The 22,434-nt window shown below is 72.6% G+C and carries 14 protein-coding genes; 10 read left to right on the forward strand and 4 right to left on the reverse strand.

Annotated elements, in window-relative coordinates:
* Window positions 1-129 precede the first annotated feature (129 nt).
* Window positions 130-735: a hypothetical protein gene (locus tag ACFVDP_RS11235; protein ID WP_383486790.1), complete on the reverse strand. Its 606-nt coding sequence runs from the start codon at window positions 733-735 to the stop codon at window positions 130-132.
* 62 nt (window positions 736-797) lie between these two features.
* Complete coding sequence (locus ACFVDP_RS11240) at window positions 798-2,051, reverse strand: nucleotide sugar dehydrogenase (RefSeq protein WP_383486793.1); 1,254 nt, start codon at window positions 2,049-2,051, stop codon at window positions 798-800.
* A gap of 300 nt (window positions 2,052-2,351) precedes the next feature.
* Here ACFVDP_RS11240 and ACFVDP_RS11245 point away from each other — a divergent pair, with 300 nt between their 5' ends.
* The 9 genes from ACFVDP_RS11245 to ACFVDP_RS11285 all read left to right on the forward strand — a co-directional run bounded on the left by ACFVDP_RS11245 (window position 2,352) and on the right by ACFVDP_RS11285 (window position 19,414).
* The gene (locus ACFVDP_RS11245; RefSeq protein ID WP_383486796.1) at window positions 2,352-4,061 is read left to right on the forward strand and encodes a glycerol-3-phosphate dehydrogenase/oxidase; all 1,710 of its coding nucleotides are present in this window, start codon (window positions 2,352-2,354) and stop codon (window positions 4,059-4,061) included.
* Between the two features lie 343 nt (window positions 4,062-4,404).
* Window positions 4,405-6,381, forward strand: a complete 1,977-nt coding sequence (locus tag ACFVDP_RS11250) for a serine/threonine-protein kinase (RefSeq protein ID WP_383486798.1) — start codon at window positions 4,405-4,407, stop codon at window positions 6,379-6,381.
* A gap of 154 nt (window positions 6,382-6,535) precedes the next feature.
* Window positions 6,536-8,956 (forward strand): protein kinase, encoded by a 2,421-nt coding sequence (locus tag ACFVDP_RS11255; protein WP_383486801.1) that lies wholly within the window; start codon window positions 6,536-6,538, stop codon window positions 8,954-8,956.
* A 169-nt stretch (window positions 8,957-9,125) separates the two neighbouring features.
* Complete coding sequence (locus ACFVDP_RS11260; RefSeq protein WP_383486804.1) at window positions 9,126-10,766, forward strand: protein kinase; 1,641 nt, start codon at window positions 9,126-9,128, stop codon at window positions 10,764-10,766.
* Between the two features lie 75 nt (window positions 10,767-10,841).
* Window positions 10,842-12,452: a serine/threonine-protein kinase gene (locus ACFVDP_RS11265; RefSeq protein ID WP_383486807.1), complete on the forward strand. Its 1,611-nt coding sequence runs from the start codon at window positions 10,842-10,844 to the stop codon at window positions 12,450-12,452.
* A gap of 79 nt (window positions 12,453-12,531) precedes the next feature.
* A complete protein-coding gene (locus ACFVDP_RS11270; protein ID WP_383486809.1) occupies window positions 12,532-14,238 on the forward strand; it encodes a serine/threonine-protein kinase in 1,707 nt (568 codons plus the stop codon).
* 1 nt (window position 14,239) lies between these two features.
* Complete coding sequence (locus tag ACFVDP_RS11275) at window positions 14,240-15,823, forward strand: serine/threonine-protein kinase (protein ID WP_383486812.1); 1,584 nt, start codon at window positions 14,240-14,242, stop codon at window positions 15,821-15,823.
* 148 nt (window positions 15,824-15,971) lie between these two features.
* Window positions 15,972-17,606, forward strand: coding sequence for a succinic semialdehyde dehydrogenase (locus tag ACFVDP_RS11280; protein WP_383486815.1), 1,635 nt, complete (start codon window positions 15,972-15,974; stop codon window positions 17,604-17,606).
* A 29-nt stretch (window positions 17,607-17,635) separates the two neighbouring features.
* Complete coding sequence (locus ACFVDP_RS11285; protein ID WP_383486818.1) at window positions 17,636-19,414, forward strand: GMC oxidoreductase; 1,779 nt, start codon at window positions 17,636-17,638, stop codon at window positions 19,412-19,414.
* Window positions 19,415-19,496: 82 nt separating this feature from the next.
* Here the strand turns inward: ACFVDP_RS11285 and ACFVDP_RS11290 are convergent, their stop codons facing one another.
* Window positions 19,497-20,546 carry an LPXTG cell wall anchor domain-containing protein gene (locus ACFVDP_RS11290; RefSeq protein WP_383486820.1) on the reverse strand — a complete coding sequence of 350 codons (1,050 nt, stop codon included), beginning with the start codon at window positions 20,544-20,546 and terminating at the stop codon, window positions 19,497-19,499.
* A gap of 252 nt (window positions 20,547-20,798) precedes the next feature.
* Here ACFVDP_RS11290 and ACFVDP_RS11295 point away from each other — a divergent pair, with 252 nt between their 5' ends.
* Complete coding sequence (locus ACFVDP_RS11295) at window positions 20,799-21,500, forward strand: hypothetical protein (protein ID WP_383486823.1); 702 nt, start codon at window positions 20,799-20,801, stop codon at window positions 21,498-21,500.
* Window positions 21,501-21,975: 475 nt separating this feature from the next.
* On the opposite strand, the gene ACFVDP_RS11300 is transcribed toward ACFVDP_RS11295, so the two are convergent.
* Window positions 21,976-22,239 carry a chorismate mutase gene (locus ACFVDP_RS11300; RefSeq protein WP_383486825.1) on the reverse strand — a complete coding sequence of 88 codons (264 nt, stop codon included), beginning with the start codon at window positions 22,237-22,239 and terminating at the stop codon, window positions 21,976-21,978.
* Between the last annotated feature and the right edge of the window lie 195 nt (window positions 22,240-22,434).

Consider the following 22,434-nt stretch of genomic DNA (forward strand, 5'->3'; position numbering starts at 1 on the left):
GGGTCCGGGGGGGGGGGGTCGAGGGGCGGGGCCCAGCAACACCCCCGGGAACACCTAGGGAAAAAAAAGGGGTGGGCCCCCACAGAAAACGGTGGGCCCCGACCCTTTGCACATGCGGTGGTACGTGCGTCAGGAGGCGGCCTTCTTGGCCGAGCCGAACGCGGCGAAGGCGCCGACCGCGAGGAACGCGTACTCCTTGAAGTCCGCGTTCTCCTTCCAGGCGCTGTTGATGGTGTCGAAGTGGTCGGTGAGGGCCGTGACGAAGGAGATGTTCGCCATGTCGCCGAGGACCATCGCGATGCCGGTGATCTGGCCCAGGTACACGGCGGCGAGCGAGATCACCGCGCTGAGGATCGGCAGCACCGCGTTGCGTCCGCCGACCTTGCCGACGACGAGGCCGACGACGAAGCCGACGCCGATGGCCGCGTAGCCGATCTCGTGTTCGGTGGCCTTCATGATGGCGCCGTAGGCCCAGGCCAGGATCAGGGCCGCGACCACACCGGCGAGGATGCCGAGCGCCGGGTTCCCGCCGCCGGACGAGGCAGGCGGTGCAGGTGCGAAGCCGCCCGGGCCCTGCTGCTGCGGGAACGGGCTGTACTGCTGCTGCGGCGGCTGGCCCGGCTGCTGCTGCGGGTAGCCGTAACCGGGCTGCGGCTGATCCGTGGCGGGCTTGTCCTGCGCGTACGGATTGCCCTCCTGCGGCTGGGGCTGAGGTGGCTGTGGCGGCTGGGTCATGCGGTCCCCCCGAAAGTGTGAACGTGGGCACGTGTGTGCCCAGAGAGGCCGCAGAGTAGCAGTCAGAGCCGGTGTGCCGCCCCTGCCGGGGTCGCGCCTCTTGTGTCCAGGAGCAGCTGGGCCTTCACCGCGAGGCCCTGGAGGTCGTACGTGCGGTGGTGCTGGAGCAGGATCGTCAGATCGGCGTCGGCCGCGGCCTCGTAGAGGGAGTCCGCGCGCGGGACCGGGCGGTCCAGCACGTTCCACGACGGGATGTAGGGGTCGTGGTAGCTGACGGCGGCGCCGAGCTGCATCAGCCGGGTCGCGATCTCCTCGGCGGGGGTGCCCTGCTGGTCGGCGAGGTCGGGCTTGTAGGTGACGCCGAGGAGGAGGACGCGGGCGCCGCGGGCCGACTTGCCGTGCTCGTTGAGGAGGGTGGCGGCGCGCTGGACCACGTACGTCGGCATGTGGTGGTTGACCTGGCGGGCCAGTTCGACCAGGCGCAGGGGGCGGGTGGGCAGGTGGGGCGAGGTCAGGTCCTGGGCGAGCGCGTGGCCGCCGACGCCGGGGCCCGGGCGGAAGGCCTGGAAGCCGAAGGGCTTGGTCTCCGCGCAGCGGATGACGTCCCAGAGGTCGACGCCCAGGTCGTGGCAGAGCACGGCCATCTCGTTGACCAGGGCGATGTTGACGTGCCGGTAGTTGGTCTCCAGGAGGTGGACCGTCTCCGCCTCGCGCAGCCCGCGCGCGCGGACGACCTTGTCGGTCAGGCGGCTGTAGAAGGTGGCCGCCGACTCCGTGCAGGCCGGGGTGTGGCCGCCGATGACCTTGGGGGTGGCGGAGTAGGGGTGGGCGCGCAGGCCCGCGTCGATCCGGCCCGGGGCGTGGGCCAGATGGAAGTCGCGGCCCGCGCGCAGCCCGGAGCCCTCTTCGAGCAGGGGGAGCAGGACCGTCTCCGTGGTGCCCGGCGGCACCGGTGACTCGACGATCACCGTGGTGTGCGGGCGCAGATGGGCGGCCAGGGTGCGGGTCGCCTCGATCACCGGGGTGAGGGACGGGCTGCCGTCCGCGCCGGGCGGGGTCGGGGCGCAGATCACCGCCGTGCGGACGCGGGCGAGTTCGGCGGGGTTCGCGGTGGGGCGGAAGCCCGCGGCGAGCATCCGGCGGACGTCGGCGGCGGTCAGGGCCGCGGCGTCGCCGTCGCAGGGGAGCCGGCCGGCGGCCAGGTCGCGGGCGCGGGCGGGGTCGTGGCCGACGGTCGCGATCCTGGCGGCGACGGCGGCCTGGGCGAGCGGCAGGCCGAGGTGGCCGAGGCCGACGACGGCGAGGTCAGCGGGCATGGCGGTGGCCGTCCTTCCCGGGAGGCGGACCGGCGTTAGCCGGAGCGGGACGTGTTCGCAAGCCCTGTGGACAGAACGGGCGAGCGCACGATCAGACTAGGAGTAAATATGACCGATATGCCTCATTGCGCCGCAATGAGTTGGAGCATGTCGCCGCCCGCGCCGAAGGTTGTCCACAGGCGGAGGTCTGCTGGTGGCCGTAATCGGGCAGGAGGGTCAGAATCGGGAAAGGGCCGGTATCTCCCGGGACCACGCAGCACCTGCCGGTGAGGCCGGCGCCGACGACAGCGGGAGGCAGCAGTGAAGGCAGCGACACTGGGACCCGAGCAGCGCGCGGAGGCTCTGGCGGCGATGGCCGAGCGGGAGCTGGACATCCTCGTGGTGGGCGCGGGGGTGGTGGGCGCGGGCACCGCGCTCGACGCCGTGACCCGCGGCCTGTCCACCGGGCTCGTCGAGGCGCGGGACTGGGCGTCCGGCACGTCGAGCCGGTCCAGCAAGCTGATCCACGGCGGGCTCAGGTATCTGGAGATGCTGGACTTCGCGCTCGTCCGGGAGGCGCTGAAGGAGCGCGGGCTGCTCCTGGAGCGGCTCGCGCCGCACCTCGTGAAGCCGGTGCCCTTCCTGTATCCGCTCCAGCACAAGGGCTGGGAGCGGCTGTACGCCGGATCGGGCGTCGCCCTGTACGACGCGATGTCCATGGCGCGCGGGCACGGGCGAGGGCTGCCCATGCACCGGCACCTGACCCGCAAGCACGCGCTGCGGGTGGCGCCGGCGCTGAAGAAGGACGCGCTGACCGGGGCGTTGCAGTACTACGACGCGCAGATGGACGACGCGCGGTACGTGGCCACCCTGGTGCGCACCGCCGCCATGTACGGCGCACACACGGCGAACCGGGCGCGGGTCGTCGGGTTCCTGCGCGAGGGCGAGCGGGTCGTCGGGGCCCGGGTACAGGATGTGGAGGGCGGCGGCGAGTACGAGGTCCGCGCCCGCCAGGTCGTCAACGCCACGGGCGTGTGGACCGACGACACCCAGGCCCTGGTCGGGGAGCGCGGGCAGTTCCACGTACGGGCGTCGAAGGGCATCCACCTCGTCGTGCCGAAGGACCGGATCAACTCGACGACCGGGCTGATCCTGCGCACCGAGAAGAGCGTGCTGTTCGTGATCCCCTGGGGGCGGCACTGGATCGTGGGCACCACGGACACCGACTGGGACCTGGACAAGGCCCACCCGGCGGCGTCCAGCGCCGACATCGACTACCTCCTGGAGCACGTGAACTCCGTGCTCGGTGTGCCGCTCACGCGGGACGACGTGCAGGGCGTGTACGCCGGGCTGCGGCCGCTGCTCGCCGGGGAGTCCGACGCCACCAGCAAGCTGTCGCGCGAGCACACCGTGGCGCACCCCGTGCCGGGGCTCGTCGTCGTCGCGGGCGGCAAGTACACGACGTACCGGGTCATGGCCAAGGACGCCGTCGACGAGGCGGTGCACGCCCTGGACCAGCGGGTCGCCGAGTGCGTCACCGAGGACGTACCGCTGATCGGGGCCGAGGGGTACCGGGCGCTGTGGAACGCGCGGGCGCGGATCGCCGCCCGGACCGGCCTGCACGTCGTACGGGTGGAGCACCTGCTCAACCGGTTCGGGGCGCTGGCCGAGGAGGTCCTCGACCTGATCGCGAAGGACCCCGGGCTCGGGGCGCCGCTGACCGGGGCCGACGACTATCTGCGCGCCGAGGTCGTCTACGCCGCCTCGCACGAGGGCGCCCGGCACCTCGACGACGTGCTGACCCGGCGCACCCGGATCTCCATCGAGACCTTCGACCGGGGGACCCGCTCCGCGCGGGAGGCCGCCGAGCTGATGGCGCCGGTGCTCGGCTGGGACAAGGACCAGGTGGAGCGGGAGGTCGAGCACTACGAGAAGCGGGTGCAGGCCGAGCGGGAGTCGCAGTTGCAGCCCGACGACCTCACCGCCGACGCGGCCCGGCTGGGGGCGCCGGACATCGCGCCGCTCTCGTAAGGCGTGACCGGCCGCGCTCCGGGGCGGGGGCGCGGCCGTAACGGCCCTGGGTGGATGCCGTGTTGAGCACCCCAGGGCCTTGCCCTTGCCGACGTGCGAGGGAAGAGTGGCCTGCGGCGGGGCGGCGAACTGCGGTGAGGTGGCCGGATTCAGGCGCAGAAGGGGCGTGGCCGGAGGTATGGCCAGGAGTGTCCCAAGTGCGCGTATGACGGCCCGTCCGGTCCCGCCGTCCCTCGGGCGGGACGGTCCCGGGCACGTGGTCCCAGGGGTGACCCTGGGCGTCAAGTGGTCCTGGTGTGAGGGACAATGAAGGTTCTGTCAGGGCGGGTTGCAGAGGGGACGCATGTCGGACGCGGAGCGGGCGGGCGAAACCCGTCAGGACAAGAGCACTCGTCGGGACTCTTCCGTGTCGGACGGGGTCGGGACCGGTGCCGAGTCCGCAGCGGGCGCCGAGGCCGAGGGTGCGTCGCGTGGCACGGAGGGCCGTCTGCTCGCCGGACGCTACCGCCTGGGCGCGGTGCTCGGCCGCGGCGGCATGGGCACGGTGTGGCGCGCCAAGGACGAGACCCTGGGGCGCACGGTCGCCGTCAAGGAACTGCGCTTCCCGTCGAGCATCGACGACGAGGAGAAGCGCCGCCTCGTCACGCGTACGCTGCGTGAGGCGAAGGCGATCGCCCGGATCCGCAACAACGGCGCGGTGACGGTCTTCGACGTCGTCGACGAGGACGACCGGCCCTGGATCGTGATGGAGCTCGTCGAGGGCAAGTCCCTCGCCGAGGCCGTGCGCGAGGACGGACTCCTCGAACCGAAGCGGGCGGCCGAGGTCGGCCTCGCCATTCTCGACGTGCTGCGCTCCGCGCACCGCGAGGGCATCCTGCACCGCGACGTGAAGCCGTCGAACGTGCTGATCGCCGAGGACGGCCGGGTCGTGCTCACCGACTTCGGCATCGCGCAGGTGGAGGGCGATCCGTCGATCACGTCCACCGGGATGCTCGTCGGCGCTCCCTCGTACATTTCTCCGGAGCGGGCCCGCGGGCACAAGCCGGGACCCGCCGCCGACCTGTGGTCCCTCGGTGGTCTGCTCTACGCCTCCGTCGAGGGTGTGCCCCCGTACGACAAGGGGTCGGCGATCGCGACGCTGACCGCCGTGATGACCGAGCCGGTCGACCCGCCGACCAACGCGGGACCGCTGCTGACCCAGGTGATCTACGGACTGCTCGCCAAGGACCCCGCGCAGCGGCTCGACGACGCGGGCGCCCGCGCGCTGCTCAACGAGGTGATCCACGCGCCGGAGCCGGAGGCCGCGCCCGAGCCGGAGCCGGTCGACGCGACCAAGGTCGTCCCCCTGCCGCCCCTGCCGCCCGAGCCCAGGAAGCGCTCGGCGAAGGCCGGTGCGGCCGCCGCCGGGGTCGCCGCCAAGGGCGAGGAGGCCGCCGAGCGGCTGCGCGGCGCGCTCACCTCGGTGCGCAAGGCCGCCGCCACGGCCGTCGCCGAGCGGTCCGCGAGCGCGCCGCCGCGCACCCCCGCGAAGGCGAAGAAGGCCGCGATCACGGATGTCGTGCCGCGCCGCACGCTGGTGATCGCCGCGGTCGTGGCCGCGCTCGTCGTCGTCGGCACCGTGCTGGCCTTCGCGCTGAGCGGCGGCGACGACCAGGCGGGCAAGGCGGGCGGCGACAAGACCTCGTCCTCCGCCGGGACCACCGCGGGCGACGACGCCAAGGGCGACGGCAAGGACGACAAGAGCGGCAAGGGCGACAGCGACGACAAGGGCAGCACGGACGGCAAGGACGACAAGGGCGCCGGTGGCGACCCGAGTTCGTCCGCGTCGCAGAGTTCCGACGCGTCGGCCTCGCCCGGTGACGACTCGTCCGGCAAGGGCTCCGGGTCCGCCGCCGAGGAGACGTACAAGCACAGCCAGGGCTTCAAGATCGGTCTGCCCAAGGGCTGGAAGTACGTCTCGACCAGCGCCGCCGGGGCCCGCTTCACCGGCCCCAAGGGACAGAAGCTGCTGGTCGGCTGGACCACCACGCCCAAGTCCGACCCGGTCGCCGACTGGCGCAGCCAGGAGCAGTACATGCGCCGCTCGCAGTACCACCGCATACGCATAGCCGCGGTGGACTACCGGGGCTGGAACACGGCCGACTGGGAGTTCACCTATTCCGACGGGGGCACGAAGTACCGGTCAGTGGACCGCGGATTCGTGGTGAACGGCTCGCTGGGGTACGGGCTGATGTACACCGCGAAGGACGGCGACTGGGGCAGTGCGCTGCGCAAGTCCACCTGGAAGACCTTTACCCAGACGTTCACACCCAAGTCGTGATCTTCACGCAACTCCTGAACACTCTCCCTCGACGCCGTTCGGCACGTATCGTGAGTGCTTGCGAACCGTACGCAGCCGTATGCGGGCGCATCAGTACGGGTAACGGGTCGCAAAAAGAACGGATTTGACCGAGGGCGGAGCGCGGGGAGGCATCGTGGACGAGTACGCGGGACGGGTGCTCGCCGACCGGTACCGCCTGCCGCTGCCGGTCGCCGACTCCTACGACGCCTACGACACGACGCGGTCCTGGGCGTCCCGCGCCTTCGACACCTACAGCGGGCAGGAAGTCCTCGTCCGGCAGGTGCCGTTGCCCGAGGTCGTCGAGGCCGAGGTGCTCGACGCCGAGGGGCTGCCGGAAGGGTACGGGCTGCCGGAGGGGTTCAGGCCCGGGGCGCCGCCCGCCCGCGCGTCGGCGGAGCCGTCCGTGGCCCGCGCCATCGAGGCCGCGCAGGCCGCCGCGCAGATACCCGACCATCCCCGGCTCGACCAGGTCTTCGACGTGTTCGCCGAGGGCGGGTCGCTGTGGGTCGTGAGCGAGGTGGTGGGGGCCAGGCCGCTCGCCGCGCTGCTCGCCCAGGGGCCGTTGAGCCCCTATCGCGCCGCCGAGATCGCCGCCGACGTCCTGACCGCGTTACGGGCCCTGCACGCGCACGGCTGGGTGCACCGGAACATCACGGCGCGCACCGTGCTCGTCTGCGACGACGGCCGGGTGGTGCTCACCGGGCTCGCGGCCGGCGCCGCCGAGGAGGCCCTGTGCGGGTACGACCCGCGCCCCGCGCCCGAGCCGGAGGCGGCTCCCGCACCCGCGCCGGAACCCGCACCCGCGCCCTCGCCGGAGCCCGAGCGGCCGGTCCTGTCGAAGCCACCCGTGCCGGCACCGCCCGCCGTGCCCGCACCGCCCGCCGCGCCCGCGATCGAGTCCGGGGACTTCCGGGCCGCCCGCGCCGGGGCGATCGCCGCGTACCGGGCCGGGGCCCGGGCCGCCGCCGGACAGGTCGACGACCCCTACGGCGTACGGGACTCCTGGCACGGCGCCACCCGGCGGCCCGCGGCCGAGGCCCCGCCCGAGCCCGAGCCGACGCCCGCCGTGCAGCCCACGCGGTGGAACGAGCTGATACCCGGCGCCGAGGCCGCCCCCGACCGCGACCCCGAGTCGCGGGAACCGGCGGAGGACCTGCCCAAGGGGCCCGCCAGGGGACCCGCGCTCACCACGCTGGACGCCGAGCGCGCCCGGCAGGTCCGGATGACCGTCGTGGGGCCCGTCACCGAGCGCTGGGCGCCCGAGCAGGCCTATCCGGTGCAGGAGAGCTGGCAGCTCGCCGCGCCCGTCGGGCCCGCCACCGATCTGTGGGCCCTCGGCGCGCTGCTCTTCCGCGCCGTGCAGGGGCACGCCCCCTACCCGGAGGAGTCCACGCCCGAGCTGGTGCAGATGGTGTGCGCCGAGCCGCCCGCGTTCGCCGAGGAGTGCGGGCCGCTGCGGCCCGTCGTGGAGTCGCTGCTGCGCCAGGACCCCACCGAGCGCCTCGACTTCGAGGACCTTCAGGGCTGGCTGCGCTCGCTGGTGCGCTCCGCGCCCGAGCCGGACGCCGGGACCCATGTCGTGCCCGCGCCCGCCTACGACGCGACCCGGCTGCCCATCAAGCGCCGCAGGGGCGAGCTGGTGCGCAGGCGGCGCGCGGGGCGGGCGGCGGGCCGGCACAAGCGCGGCCGCGACGAGCGGATGCCGCACCCCGTCAAGGCGGCCAAGCCGCCCCGGGCGCCCAAAGCGCCCAAGGCCCCGAAGGCACCGCAGGCGCTGAGGGAACCCCGCGCGCCCCGGATGCCCGAGGCGCAGCCCAGGCCGATGCGGGGGACCGCCGCGCCCCGGCGGCCCAGGTCGCTCGGGAAGCTGCTCGTCGCCCTGGTCCTGGTCGGGCTCGTCGGCGCGGTGGCGTACGCCATGGTGTTCATGCCGAAGTCCGGCGGCCAGGGCGGCACACAGGAGAACGCCAACGCGGTGGGCGGTGCGCCCAAGCAGCCGGACAAGAGCCCCGAGCCGTCGGCGCCCGCCTCCAAGGCCTCGAAGCCGCCGAAGGGCCGCAGCAGTTCCGAGCCGTCCTCCACCCAGCCGCAGTCCGACGTCGCCGCCGGGTTCACCCTGCGCAAGGACGCCGAGGGCTTCGAGGTCGCCGTCGCCAAGGGCTGGCAGCGCGAGGGGAAGAACGGGCGGGGACAGGTCGTCTACGCCCAGGGCGACTTCGAGCTGCTGGTCGTCCCCGGCCGCGACTCCACGGCCACGTACGGCAAGGACCCGATGAAGTACCAGCGGGAGGACGAGCGGGAGCTGCAGCCGTTCCGCGACTCGACGTGGGCCACGTCCAGCGGCATGAAGACCATCGACGTGGGCGGGCGGACGATGGCCGAGGGGCAGTTCACCTGGCAGGGCAGCGACGGCCGGCAGGTGTTCGTGCGCAATCTCGCCATGGTCGTCGGCGGGAAGTACCACGTGGTGCAGGTCCGGGGTCCCGAGGCGGAGCGCGACGAGGTGTCGCGCCTCTTCGACCAGGCATCTTCCACGTATCAGTACGGGGGTTGAGCACTCCCGCAGCACCCCCCGCGGGTATCCGGCGGCTACCTCCTGGCGACGGGAAAGTGAACGCGACGCGCGTCACAGTGTCGTCTCCATGGGACCCCGCCTGTTCCTTGAGCGGCTCCTGCTCCCTAGTGTGACCCTGTCAAGACCTTTGCGGGGGAACGTGAATCAGATGCAGGGCCAGCTCCTCGCGGGCCGCTACCGGCTCGGAGAATCGATAGGTCGCGGTGGCATGGGCCGCGTCTGGCGGGCGCACGACGAAGTCCTCCACCGGGTCGTCGCCGTGAAGGAACTGACGGCCGCTCAGTGGGTGTCCGAGGCCGATCGCGCCCCGCTCCTCGCCCGTACGCAGACGGAGGCGCGGGCCGCCGCGCGCATCAACCACCCGGCGGTCGTCACCGTCCACGACGTGCTGGAGCACGACGACCGGCCGTGGATCGTGATGGAGCTGGTCGAGGGTCCCTCGCTCGCCGACGCCGTCAAGGAGCACGGGCGGATCGTGCCGGCCGAGGCGGCCAGGATCGGCCTGTGGACGCTGCGGGCCCTGCGCGCCGCGCACAACGCCGGGGTGCTGCACCGCGATGTGAAGCCGGGCAATGTGCTGCTCGCGCGCGACGGCAGCGTCAAGCTCACCGACTTCGGCATCGCGCAGGTCGAGGGCGACTCGACCATCACCCGCACCGGCGAGATCGTCGGCTCCGTGGACTATCTGGCGCCGGAGCGGGTCAGCGGCTCCGAGCCGGGCCCGGCCTCCGACCTGTGGGCGCTGGGCGCCACGCTGTACACGGCCGTGGAGGGCCGCTCCCCGTTCCGCCGCACCTCCCCGATCAGCACCATGCAGGCCGTGATCGAGGAGGAGCCCGAGATCCCCGAGCACGCGGGGGAGTTGGGGCCGGTCATCGCGGCGCTGCTGCGCAAGGAACCGGCCGCGCGGCCCGGTTCCGACGAGGCCGAGATGATGCTCGCCGAGGTCGCCGAGGGGCGCCGGGCGGGCGGGGCGCAGGCGTACGTGCCGACGCAGGTGCACCCGTCGTCGCCGCCCACCGGGGCGACGCACGTGCCGGGCGCGCACACGCCCGTACCGCAGACGCCCGTCCAGCACACCACCACGTCGACGCCCGCCGGGACCCGGCAGCGGCGCTGGCCGCTGTGGGTCGGGGGCGTGCTCGCGGCGCTGCTCGTCGGCGGCGGTGGCGCGTTCGGCGCGCTCTACTACCTGGACCACCAGGACTCGGGCTCGTCGGCGAAGCAGAACACGGGCGGTGACGGCACCGACGGCTCCGACGGCAAGGGCAGCCCCGCGCCGCAGAGTCCGTCGGCCTCGGGGTCGGCGAAGCCCGGCACCGGCGGCATCCCGGCCGACTGGCAGGAGAAGGACGACCCCGCCGGATTCAGCCTGATGGTGCCGCCCGGCTGGCACCGGCTGGACTCCAGCACCGAGACCCAGATCGACTACGGCCCCGGCGACGGACAGCGCTTCGTCCGCATCGGCATCGACACGTCGTCCGACTGGACTGACTCGTACCAGCACCAGCGGGACCTGGAGAAGACCCTCGAGAAGTCGCTGCCCGACTACAGCCGGGTGTCGCTGGAGGCCAACACGTTCCGGGACCAGAAGGGTTCCCTGTGGGACTTCACCTGGACCGGCGGCTCCAAGGACTCGGCGGCCGGGCCGCGCCGGGCCATCGAGGAGACGTACGTGGCGCACGACGGGACCGAGTACGCCATCTACCTGTCGGCCCCGGCGGGGCAGTGGCAGAGCGCCCGCCAGCAGTTCGAGAACATCCGCAAGGGCTGGCGCCCCGCCGAATAGAGCCGAGTCGGGCCGCCCGCGCCCTGACCGGAACCTCCCCCTCAATACGGACACCCGTGCGGCATGATGGGGCGTATGGGGACCGAGGGGGACAACGTCCGTGTGATCGGCGGGCGTTACCGGTTTGAGGCCAGGATCGGACGCGGCGGCATGGGCGTCGTCTGGCGGGCGTCGGACACACTGCTCGGGCGGCAGGTCGCCGTCAAGGAACTCGGCCTCGACGACAGCCTCTCGGAGGACGACGCGCGCCAGCAGCGGGAGCGGATGCTGCGCGAGGCGCGGGCCGTCGCCCAGTTGCGGCACCCGAACATCATCGTGGTCCACGACGTCGTCCTGCACGACGAACACCCGTACATCGTCATGGAGTTGATCAGCGGCGGCTCGCTCGCCGACCGCATCGCCCGGCAGGGCCCGGTGGACGCCACCGAGGCCGCCCGGATCGGGCTCGCGCTCCTCGGCGCGCTGCGGGTCGCGCACGCCGCCGGGGTGCTGCACCGCGACCTCAAGCCCGCGAACGTGCTCATCGAGGCGGGCACCGGCCGCGTCGTGCTCACCGACTTCGGGATCGCGCAGGTCGAAGGGGCTTCCACGCTCACCGAGACCGGCGGCTTCGTCGGCTCGCCCGAGTACACCGCGCCCGAGCGGATGGCGGGGGAGCGGGCCGGGGCGGGCGCCGACCTGTGGTCGCTCGGGGTGCTGCTCGTCGCCGTCCTCACCGGTGAGTCGCCGTTCCGGCGCGACTCGCTGGGCGGCATCCTGCACGCGGTCGTCTACGAGGAACTCCGGCCGCCCGCCGAGGCCGAACCGCTGCTCCCCGTGATCCAGGGACTGCTCCAGCGCGAGCCGGCCCGGCGCATGCCGCTCGACGAGGCCGAGCGGCTGCTGCGCGCGTACATCGCCACCGGGGCCACCCCGCAGCCCGCCGTCCCCTACGCGGCGGACGCCCTGCGCCCCACGTACACGCCCACCCGGTACGACGTGCCCCCGGCCGCGCGGCGCGGGCGCTCGCCCCGGGTGCTGCTCGTGGCGGCGGCGCTCGTCGCGGCCGTGGCGGGGGCCGCGATCGCGATCGCCGTGCTCCTGTCCCAGCAGGGCACCGGCGACAACGCGCCACCGGGCAGCCCCGGTTCGTCCTCGCGGCGGCCGTCCGGGTCGGCGTCCTCGGTGTCTCCCTCACCCACGCCGACCGTCACCGTCACCCGCCGGGAGACCCGCACCGAGACACCGCGCGCCTCCGCCCCGTCCGGATACCGCATCGCCGACGACCCCGGCGGCTTCCGGCTCGCCGTGCCGAAGGGCTTCAGGCGGGAGGTGGACGGCCCCCGCGTCTTCTACCTGTCGCCGGGCGACACCTTCCGGATCGGCATCAAGGTGACGGACACCGTCGGCGGCGGGCCGGGCGAGGCGCAGCGGAAGTCCGCCGCCGACGGGCCGAAGAACAACCCCGGTTACCGGGCGGGGAAGGTCACCGACACCACCCACGACGGGCGCGCGGCCGCGCTGTGGGAGTTCACCTGGAACGGGTTCAGCGCGGCCGAGGGCGCCCGGCACACCGTCGACCTGTGCTGGGAGCAGGGCGGCCGGATGTACGACGTGTGGGTGTCGGCGCCGGTCGGCGAGGCCGGCCGGGGCAGGGCCCACTTCGACGCGGCGGTCGACACGTTCGTACCGTCCGCCGGGGATTGACCCGAGCGTGCGCATCAGCGCGGTCACAACTCCGTGACCACGGTGGATCCCGGGGCGCCCGCACGGTAGGGATAGGGCCATGAGTGACAACGGGGGAGCACCCTACGGCCCGGGCCGGGGCGCGAACGAGCCCACCAGCTTCGGGCTGCAACCACCGCAAACGCCGCAGCCATCACAAACGCCGCAGCCGCAGCCGTCGTACGTCCCGCATCCGGACAACCCGTACGCGCGGCCCGCCCCGGCCGAGCCCGCGCCGCCGACCCAGGCGGTGCCGCGGCAGCAGCCGGAGCCGGACCCGGGCGCGGGCCGCCTCGTCGCCGGGCGCTACCGGCTGCTGAGCAAGCTGGGCCACGGCGGCATGGGCACGGTGTGGCGGGCCAAGGACGAGACGGTGGACCGGGACGTCGCCGTGAAGGAGCCCCGGCTGCCCGACCACCTGCCCGAGCGGGAGCGGTCCAACGCCTTCGAGCGGATGCGCCGCGAGGCGCGCGCCGCGGCCCGGCTCGACCATCCGGCGGTGGTGAACGTCCACGACGTGGCCGTCGAGGACGGACAGCCGTGGATCGTCATGGAGTTCGTGCAGGGCCGCTCGCTCGGCGAGGCGCTCCAGGAGGGCACGCTCGGGGTGCGGGAGGCCGCGCGGATCGGCCTCCAGGTGCTCGGCGCGCTGGAAGCGGCGCACGCCGCCGGGATCCTGCACCGCGACGTCAAGCCGGACAACGTGATGCTGGGCCGCCACGACCGCGTGATCCTCACCGACTTCGGCATCGCCCAGATCGAGGGCGAGACCAATCTGACCGACACCGGCGGCTTCGTCGGCTCGCCCGAGTTCATCGCACCCGAAAGGGTCCTGGGCCAGCGGCCGGGCCCCGCCTCCGACCTGTGGTCGCTGGGGGTCGTGCTGTACGCGGCCACCGAGGGCGTCTCGCCGTTCCGCCGCAGCAACACCCCGGCCACGCTCCAGTCGGTGCTGAACGCGACGCCGGCCGCGCCCGCCTCCGCGCAGGGCCCGCTCGCCGACGCCATCAACGGCCTGCTCCAGAAGGACCCGGCCCACCGGCCGAACGCGGCACAGGTGCGGGCGCTCCTGGAGCGCGCCGCCGAGCCTCCGGTGCAACCGCCCACGCAGGTCGTGCAGATCGGCCCGGCGCAGGGCGGTCTGCGGCTGGGCCGGAAGGCGCTGGTCGGCATCGGCGCCGGGGTGGTGGCGCTCGCCGTGGCCGCGTACCTCGTCGTCGCCGACCCGTTCGCGGGACCGCTGCCGGACGGCTGGACGAAGCACAGCGTCCCCGAGCTGAACGCGACGGTCGCCGCGCCCGACGGGTACAAGGAGTCGAAGCCCGACGCGAACGAGCCCAAGAACGCGCACTGGGTGAAGTACACCGACGGCAGCGGCGCGGTGTGGGTCCGCCTCTCGGTGATCCGCAAGGCCGAGGACAGCCTGAACCAGATCGCCAAGGACGGCGCCGCCCAGGCCTACGCCGACAACAAGGACTTCGAGTCGACCGGCGACTCGGACATCGGCGTCTCCTCCGATCCGGCGCCCAAGGGCGCCCCCAAGGACACCACGTTCAAGGGCGACGACACGGCGGGCACGAACACCCTCACCTACCAGACCTCGGAGACCGCCGGCTCGCTCAAGGGCGAGGTCCGCATCCTCTACGTCAAGGCCAAGGGCGACATGTACGAGCTGATGATCGGCTACCCGCAGGAGGGCGACTTCGCCGACCGCGGCCGCGCGGTGGCCGACGCCGCCGTCGCCAACCTGGAGATCGAGAACTCCTGACGTGAATCAGTACGGGGGACAGGAGGAGGGCCGTCTCATCGGCGGCCGCTACCGGCTCGCCGAGCGGATCGGCGCCGGAGGCATGGGCACCGTGTGGCGCGCGGTCGACGAACTCGTCGGCCGCGACGTCGCCGTCAAGCAGCCGCGGCTGCCCGGCGATCCGCACGGCGAGGCCCAGCAGCGCGCCTACGCCCGGCTCCAGCGCGAGGCGCGGGCCGCGGCGGGCGTCGACCACCCGTCGGCGGTCACCGTGCACGACGTCGTCGTCGAGGACGACCTGCCGTGGATCGTCATGGAGCTGGTGCGCGGCGAGTCGCTGCACGAGCTGCTGGCCCGGGGCCCGCTCGACCCGCCCGAGGCGGCCCGGATCGGGCTCGCGGTGCTCGGCGCCCTGCGCGCCGCGCACGCCAAGGGCATCGTGCACCGCGATGTGAAACCGGCGAACGTGCTGCTCGGCGCGCACGGCCGCGTCGTCCTCACCGACTTCGGCATCGCCCACATCCAGGGCGAGGAATCGCTCACGGTCAGCGGCGAGTTCGTCGGCTCGCTGGAGTCCATCGCCCCCGAGCGGATGTCGGGCGACGGGGCGGGCCCGGCGAGCGATCTGTGGTCGCTGGGCGTGCTGCTGTACGCGGCCGTGGAGGGCTGGTCCCCGTTCCGCCGGACGACGCTGGAGTCGACGCTCGCCGCGATCCTCTCCTTCGACCCGCCCGCGCCCGAACGGGCCGGTGCGCTCGGCCCGTTGACCGCCCGGCTGCTCGCCAAGGACCCGGCGCTGCGTCCGGACGCGGCCGAGGTGGCCGAGGAGCTGACGGCGGCCCTCGACCCGGCGGCGGCACCCCGGGCAGTGCGGCCGGCCGGGCCGCGACCCGAGCCGATCGCGCCGCTCCCCGAACCGAACACCACCCAGGAGGAGGCCCCGGCCAAGTCCCGCCGCACACCGGCCCTGCTGGCGGCCGCGCTGGCCGGTGCGCTGCTGGTCGGCGGCGGGGTCTGGCTCGGCACCTCGCTCGGCGCGGGGGCCGGGGACAGCGGCACCGAGTACAGCAAGGGCTCGGCGGCGCCCGGTGACCCGCTGAAGAGCTCGTCCTCGCCCGTGACCTCACCCTCCCCCTCGCTCCCGGCCAAGGGCTGGACGGTGCGCAAGGAGCCGGGACTCCACGCGCTGATCCCCGTACCGGACAAGCTCACGGACGTCTACCACGACCCCTCCGACGACGGTGTCCAGTACACCGACCCCAAGAGCGATGTGACGCTGAGCCTGAAGCGCTGGACGACCGGCACCTCCACGGCGTTCGCCTGGGCGACCGGCGTCGGCGACTCCTACGCGGCGGGCGGCGCCACAGACATCAGCAAGAAGGTCACCAGGACCACCTTCCACGGCATGGACGCCGCCGAGCTCGACATCACCTACCGGAACGCGAACGACGACGCCGCCATGCGGGAGCGGCGCCTGTACATCGTCGGTGACCAGGGGCGTTACGACCTGGGGGTGAGCATGCCGAAGGACGGCGGGGACGCCGAGAAGCAGGGCACCGACGTCTACACCAAGGCATGCGCGGGCTTCCAGCCGGAAAAGAGTTGAGAGGCGCCCACGAAGGCGACCACTGGCATCGGCAAAGCCCCTGATCAGCAGCTTTGCTGCCAGTGATCGCTGGCGCGGTGTGTGGACGCGGTGAAGGGCGATTACCGACGGGTACCCAAAGTGTGCGCCGAGGCTTACGCTCCCCTTCATGACGGAGTCGCAGGCCACCCCAGAGCAGACCGAGAAGCCCGGGACGACCGGGACGAACCCGATCGCCGCCGCACCCGAGGGCGCGCGCACGGTCACCGACGTGGTCACCCCCGAGCTGATCGCCCAGCTCACCCGTGACGTGGTCGGCTCGGGCCGCACGGCGAACCACACGCCGTTCACCGGGGAGAAGCTCGCCGACCTGCCGGAGTCGACGCCCGAGGACGTGGCGAGCGCCTTCGAGCGGGCCCGCGCCGCGCAGGCGGTCTGGGCGAGGACCCCGGTGCGCCGGCGGGCCGCCGTCCTGCTCCGCTTCCACGACCTGGTGCTCGCCCGCCAGGCCGAGGTGCTCGACCTGATCCAGCTGGAGACCGGCAAGGCCCGGCTGCACGCGCACGAAGAGGTGCAGGCCGTCGCGGTCGCCGCCCGGCACTACGGCCGCAAGGCCCCGTCCTACCTGAAGCCGAAGGGGCACACCGGCGCCGTCCCGACGCTCACCAAGGTCACCGAGCTGCGCCAGCCGCGCGGTGTCATCGGCCAGATCGCGCCCTGGAACTACCCCCTCGAACTGTCGGTGGGCGACGCGCTCCCCGCCTTCGTCGCGGGCAACGCGGTCGTGATGAAGCCCGACACCGAGACCTGCCTCACCGCCCTGTGGGCCCGCGACCTCCTCATCGAGGCCGGCCTGCCCGCCGAGGTCTTCCAGGTCGTCCTCGGCGAGGGCCCGGTCGTCGGCCCCGAGCTGGTCAAGCACGCCGACTACGTCTCGTTCACCGGCTCCACCCGCACCGGCCGCGAGGTCGCGCAGGGCGCCGCCGCCCGGCTGGTCGGCGTCTCCCTCGAACTCGGCGGCAAGAACGCCATGCTGGTGCTCGCCGACGCCGATGTGGAGAAGGCCGCGGCGGGTGCCGTCCGCGCCTGCTTCTCCTCGGCGGGCCAGCTGTGCATCTCCATCGAGCGGCTGTACGTCCACGAGTCGGTGGCCGATCAGTTCGTGGCCCGGTTCGCGGCCCGCACCAAGGCGATGCGCCTCGGCAAGTCCCTGGCCTACGGCGCCGACATGGGCTCGCTCGTCGGCGAGCGCCAGCTGGAGACCGTGACCCGGCACGTCGAGGAGGCCGTCGCCAAGGGCGCCACTCTCGTCGCGGGCGGTGTCGCGCGCCCGGACATCGGCCCGTACTTCTTCGAGCCGACCATCCTCGACGGCGTCGAGGCGCCGATGGCGGTCTGCAACGAGGAGACGTTCGGCCCGGTCGTCTCCATCTACCGCTTCAGCGACGAGGACGAGGTCGTCGCGGAGGCCAACGGCACCGCGTACGGCCTGAACTCCTCGGTGTGGACGAAGGACGCGAAGCGCGGTCACGAGGTCGCGGCCCGGCTGCGCACCGGCACGGTCAACATCAACGAGGGCTACGCGCCCGCCTACGGCTCCGTGCAGTCGCCGATGGGCGGCATGAAGGACTCCGGCCTCGGCCGCCGGCACGGCTCCGAGGGCATCCTCAAGTACACCGAGGCGCAGACCGTCGCCCACCAGCGCGTGATGCCCATGGCGCCGTCGTTCGGCATGAGCGACGAGAAGTACGCGGACTTCATGACGCGCAGCCTGGGCCTGATGAAGAAGTTCCGCCTCAAGTAGACCCGTGTCGTTCGAAGGAGAACGTGTACGTGACTGAGGACGCCTACGACTACGACGTGGTGGTCATCGGCTCCGGTTTCGGTGGCTCGGTGTCGGCCCTGCGGCTGACCGAGAAGGGCTACCGGGTCGGAGTGCTCGAAGCGGGACGCCGGTTCACCCCCGGCACCCTGCCCAAGAACTCCTGGGACATCAAGAACTACCTCTGGGCGCCCAGGCTCGGCATGTACGGCATCCAGCGCATCCACCTGCTGGGCAACGTCATGGTGCTGGCCGGCGCGGGTGTCGGCGGCGGTTCGCTCAACTACGCCAACACCCTCTACGTCCCCCCGAAGCCGTTCTTCGAGGATCCCCAGTGGAAGGACATCACCGACTGGGAGGAGGAGTTGAAGCCGTACTACGAGCAGGCGCAGCGCATGCTCGGCGTCCGGCTCAACCCGACGATGACCCCGGCCGACGTGCACCTGAAGGCGGCCGCCCAGTCGATGGGCATCGGCGACACCTTCCACATGGCGCCGGTCGGCGTGTTCTTCGGCGACGGCGACGACGCCGAAGGGGTCAGGGCCGAGCCGGGCCGGCAGGTCGCGGACCCCTACTTCGGCGGCGCGGGACCGGCCCGCAAGGCGTGCACCGAGTGCGGCGAGTGCATGACGGGCTGCCGCCACGGCGCGAAGAACACCCTCAACGAGAACTATCTGTACCTCGCCGAGAAGGCGGGCGCGGTGGTCCACCCGATGACGACGGTCGTCTCGGTGACGGACGACTCCCAGGGCGGCTACGCCGTCGCGACGCTCCCCACGGACGACAAGAAGAAGTCCGAGGGCCGCGTCTTCACGGCCCGCAGGATCGTCGTCGCGGCCGGTACGTACGGCACCCAGACCCTGCTGCACCGGATGAAGGCGAGCGGTCAACTCCCGTACCTGTCCAAGAGGTTGGGCGAGCTGACCCGCACCAACTCCGAGGCGCTGGTCGGGGCGCAGACCACCGACCGCCGCTACCGCAAGAAGCACGGCGCGGACCGGGCGGACTTCACCCGCGGTGTCGCCATCACGTCCTCGATCCACCCGGACGCGAGCACCCACATCGAGCCGGTCCGCTACGGCAAGGGCTCGAACGCGATGGGCGGCATGTCGATCCTCCAAGTCCCTTACGTGGAGGGCTCGTCGAGGGTCGCGGGCTGGCTGGCCAACGTCGTCAAGCACCCGTCCCTCGCGGTCCGTTCGCTGTCCAACCGCAAGTGGTCGGAGCGCACCATCATCGGCCTGGTGATGCAGTCGCTGGACAACTCCCTGACGACGTACCTGAAGCCGGACGGCGTCGGCAAGGGGCTGCTGACGGCCGAGCAGGGCCACGGCGCCCCCAACCCCAAGCAGATCAGGGCGGCTTCGGAGGGTGCGGCCGCGATCGCCGCGGAGATCAACGGCTTCGCCGGGTCGAACGTCGGCGAGCTGATGGGCACCCCGCTCACCGCGCACTTCCTCGGCGGCTGCCCCATCGGCGACAGCGCCGAGACCGGTGTGATCGACCCGTACCACCGGGTCTACGGCCACCCCGGCATCTCGGTGGTGGACGGCGCCGCGGTCTCGGCGAACCTGGGTGTGAACCCGTCGCTGACCATCACGGCACAGGCCGAGCGCGCGATGTCGTACTGGCCCAACAAGGGCGAGGAGGACGGGCGCCCGGAGTCCGGCGCGGCGTACGTCCGGCTCTCGCCGGTCGAGCCGAAGAGCCCGGCGGTCCCGGCGGACGCGTTCGGCGCGCTGAAGCTGCCGTTCCTGGGGATGCCGGCGGTGCCGCCCAAGAAGCAGTAACAGCAGGAGCGCCGTACACGAAAGGACCCGCACTCCCCTCCGAGTGCGGGTCCTTCCCCATGCCGTGTGCCGTGCGGGGCGCTTACGCCTCGTCGCTCACCTTGCGGCGGCGCACGGAGTAGACGACACCGGCGCCGGCCAGGACGGCGACACCGCCGACGACACCCACGGTCGGCAGCATCGAGCTGGAGCCGGTCGAGGCGAGCGATCCGGCGAGCGGGGTGCTGCTGGACTGCGGGGCCGGGGTGTTGCTCGGCTTCGGCTCGGGCTTGGCCGGCGGGACCTTGCCCGGCTCGGTGCCGGCGGCCAGGATCTCGAAGTCGTACTCCTGGTCCTCGGGGACGCTGTACCCGCAGACGCCCTCGGTGTTGACGCTGGTGGCGAAGGCGAACGAGGCGCCGAGCCCGGCCGGGGCCTTGGCGTCGACGGCGATGCGCAGCTTGACGTCGGTGTGCGCGCCGGGGGCGAGCGGACCGCCGTTGCCGAAGGACTCGTGCGTGGTCTCCATGTTGGTGTCGACACCGTGCCAGGCGCTGCCGTCGTACCACTGGACGTGCAAGTACCGGCTCGTCTCGGTGGCGTCCTTGCCGTCGTACGCGTACGAGAAGGCGATCAGGTCGGCGGACCACGACTCGAAGGCGGTGCCGGTGTAGTTCGAGAGGCGGTAGGTGAAGCCGTGCCAGCCGGAGCCCGCGACGATCTTCGAGGGCAGGCCGCGCAGCTCGGCGAGGGTGCCCGGGCTGTCCTCGTAGTCGGTGCACTCGTCGGCCGGGTCGGTCGCGGTCTCGGTCGGAGTGCCGCTCGGCGTCTCGGCGGGGGTCGTGGAGGGCGTCTCCGCGGCCGGGGTGGTGTCCTCGGCGGCCGGGGTCGTCTCCTCGGCCGGGGGAGTCGTGTCCTCGGCGGCCGGAGTGGTGGTCTCCGCCGGGGGCGTCGACTCGGTGTCCTGCGGGTCCTGCGTCGTGGCGGTGGTCTCGCTGGTGGTGCCGGGCGTCTCGTCCGCGAAGGCGCCCGGGGCGGAAAGGAGTGCGATCGGCGCTATGGCGGCCGTCGCGGCCGCCGTCACCAGTGCGCGGCGAAGCTTCATGAAGACCTCGATGAGTGTCGAGCGGAGGCCTTCCGCGGTGAAGCTCACGGGAATGGCCGTTGGTTCGGCATGTGTGACCGGTGATCCCTGTGAATGGTTGTCCCGAATCTCACAGAATCTTTATGAGAGCCGGATCACGCGCCCGTCACCACTGCGCCGTACAACCTTTTCGGGGATGTCCGATCGTTACCCGAAGGGGGGTTAAAGGGCTGGCAAATACCCCAGGTCGGGGCTTTGATGGCGGCTCGGCGCGGGCGTTGTCGTGCACGTGCCCAGGAACAGTCGAGGTGGGGAAAGAACGTGAAGTCAGAGCTGGGACGGGTGCTGGCCGGGGTGTGCACGGTGGCGGTGCTCGCCACCACGGCGGCGTGCGGATCGGGTGGGGGCGGCGACGCGAAGGGCGACAGCGGGAAGAGCGGCGGCGGGAAGCCCGCGGCCGGGCTGAAGGCGCTGACCGAGGCCGAGTTGACGCAGGCCGTCATCACCAAGGACGACGTCAAGGGGTACCGCGTCGGCAAGACGCCCGACGCCGAGATCCCGGACGTGAGCGTGCCCGCCGACCCGTCCTCGTGCCAGGCGATCGCCGACATGATGCTGCTGGGGACCGAGCCGGACGCCAAGGCGCGGGTCTCCCGGTCGCTGTCGAGCCTGACGGCGACCGACGCCACGGTGATCCGGGTCGCGCTGCTCGCGCAGCCGGAGGCCGATGCCAAGAAGGTCGTCGCCGACCTGCGCGCGCAGAGCGAGAAGTGCGCGTCGTTCGAGCACACCGACTACAAGTACGCGAAGGTCGAGCCCCGCGAGGCTCCCGCGCTCGGCGACGAGGCGGTCTCGTACGCGATGACCGCGAAGATCGAGGGCGAGGAGATCCCGGCGGTGTACACCGTCGTGCGCAGCGGTTCGACGCTGGCCGTCTTCTACGGGGCGAACCTGCTGAGCGCGAAGAAGGCCCAGGTGCCGCAGGAAATGATCGAGGCGCAGGTGGCGAAGCTGGAGAAGTGAACGGTGCGGGGCCCGCGGGAAAGGTCCGCGGGCCCCGCACGGTCGGCTCCGACGTCAGGGCAGCGCCGGTGCCGGGGGAGCGGCGCCGGGGGGAGTGCGCCGCAGGTCTCAGGAGGTTCGGTCGGTGGTGCGGGCCGGGCAGGGGACGTGGCGCGCGGGCGTGGGGATGTCCTGCGCGTCGTGCTCGGGCTTGAGGTCTGTAGGGGGAGGTCAGGAGGCCGACCGGCCCCGGGCGTCCCCGGGACCGGCCGTTCTCTTGTCGTGACCGGGCTGCTGTCCCCTGCCGTCCGGTCACTTCACTGAAGCGAGGTCCCACGACGTACGGCGTGGCCGTGACGTCTCATCGCTCCAGCGGAGCCACGCGTGGTTTGTTCGGCCCGCCCCTGGCTGGCACGGACATCGGGACCAACGAAGCCCGCGGGCCCGGGGTCACGCGCCGTACGGGTGAGTGCGGAACCGAACTGGGATACGGGCGTCAGACCTTGCCGCGGCTCAGCTCCAGCAGGGTCATCGCGAGCGCGGTGCCGGGCTTGCCCAGCGCCTCCCGGTAGCGCCCGAGGATCTCCATCTCGCGGGAGAGACTGACCCGCCGCCCGCCCGAGGTGATCCGGGCCTCCTGGACGACGGCGGACACGGCCATCCGTTCCTGGACGAGCCCGATGATCCGGTCGTCGAGGGCGTCGATGCGCTCGCGGGCGCCGGAGATCAGTTCGGCGGCGGTGTCGTGGGTGGCGGTCATGGGCGGGGCTCCAGTCTCTGTACGGGCTTGCGATGTCCCCGGACCGACAGTCCCCGCAAACGCCAGGCGCCCCAGGGCCTTTTTGGCCGGGGGGGCCGTGGGAGGCGCTTTTTCGTGGCTCCAACAACACAAACCCAGCACCCCGCGGGGCGGATGTCCCCGGTGAAGAAAAAAACCGTCCCCAGGTTTAACACT

This window comes from Streptomyces sp. NPDC057694 (assembly GCF_042799415.1).
Taxonomy (GTDB): domain Bacteria; phylum Actinomycetota; class Actinomycetes; order Streptomycetales; family Streptomycetaceae; genus Streptomyces.

Bases quoted from the DNA above. Each gene is read 5' to 3' on its own strand.
- ACFVDP_RS11235 (WP_383486790.1), bottom strand. From the start codon at position 735: ATGACCCAGCCGCCACAGCCACCTCAGCCCCAGCCGCAGGAGGGCAAT.
- ACFVDP_RS11240 (WP_383486793.1), bottom strand. From the start codon at position 2,051: ATGCCCGCTGACCTCGCCGTCGTCGGCCTCGGCCACCTCGGCCTGCCG.
- ACFVDP_RS11250 (WP_383486798.1), top strand. From the start codon at position 4,405: ATGTCGGACGCGGAGCGGGCGGGCGAAACCCGTCAGGACAAGAGCACT.
- ACFVDP_RS11260 (WP_383486804.1), top strand. From the start codon at position 9,126: ATGCAGGGCCAGCTCCTCGCGGGCCGCTACCGGCTCGGAGAATCGATA.
- ACFVDP_RS11265 (WP_383486807.1), top strand. From the start codon at position 10,842: ATGGGGACCGAGGGGGACAACGTCCGTGTGATCGGCGGGCGTTACCGG.
- ACFVDP_RS11270 (WP_383486809.1), top strand. From the start codon at position 12,532: ATGAGTGACAACGGGGGAGCACCCTACGGCCCGGGCCGGGGCGCGAAC.
- ACFVDP_RS11280 (WP_383486815.1), top strand. From the start codon at position 15,972: ATGACGGAGTCGCAGGCCACCCCAGAGCAGACCGAGAAGCCCGGGACG.
- ACFVDP_RS11300 (WP_383486825.1), bottom strand. From the start codon at position 22,239: ATGACCGCCACCCACGACACCGCCGCCGAACTGATCTCCGGCGCCCGC.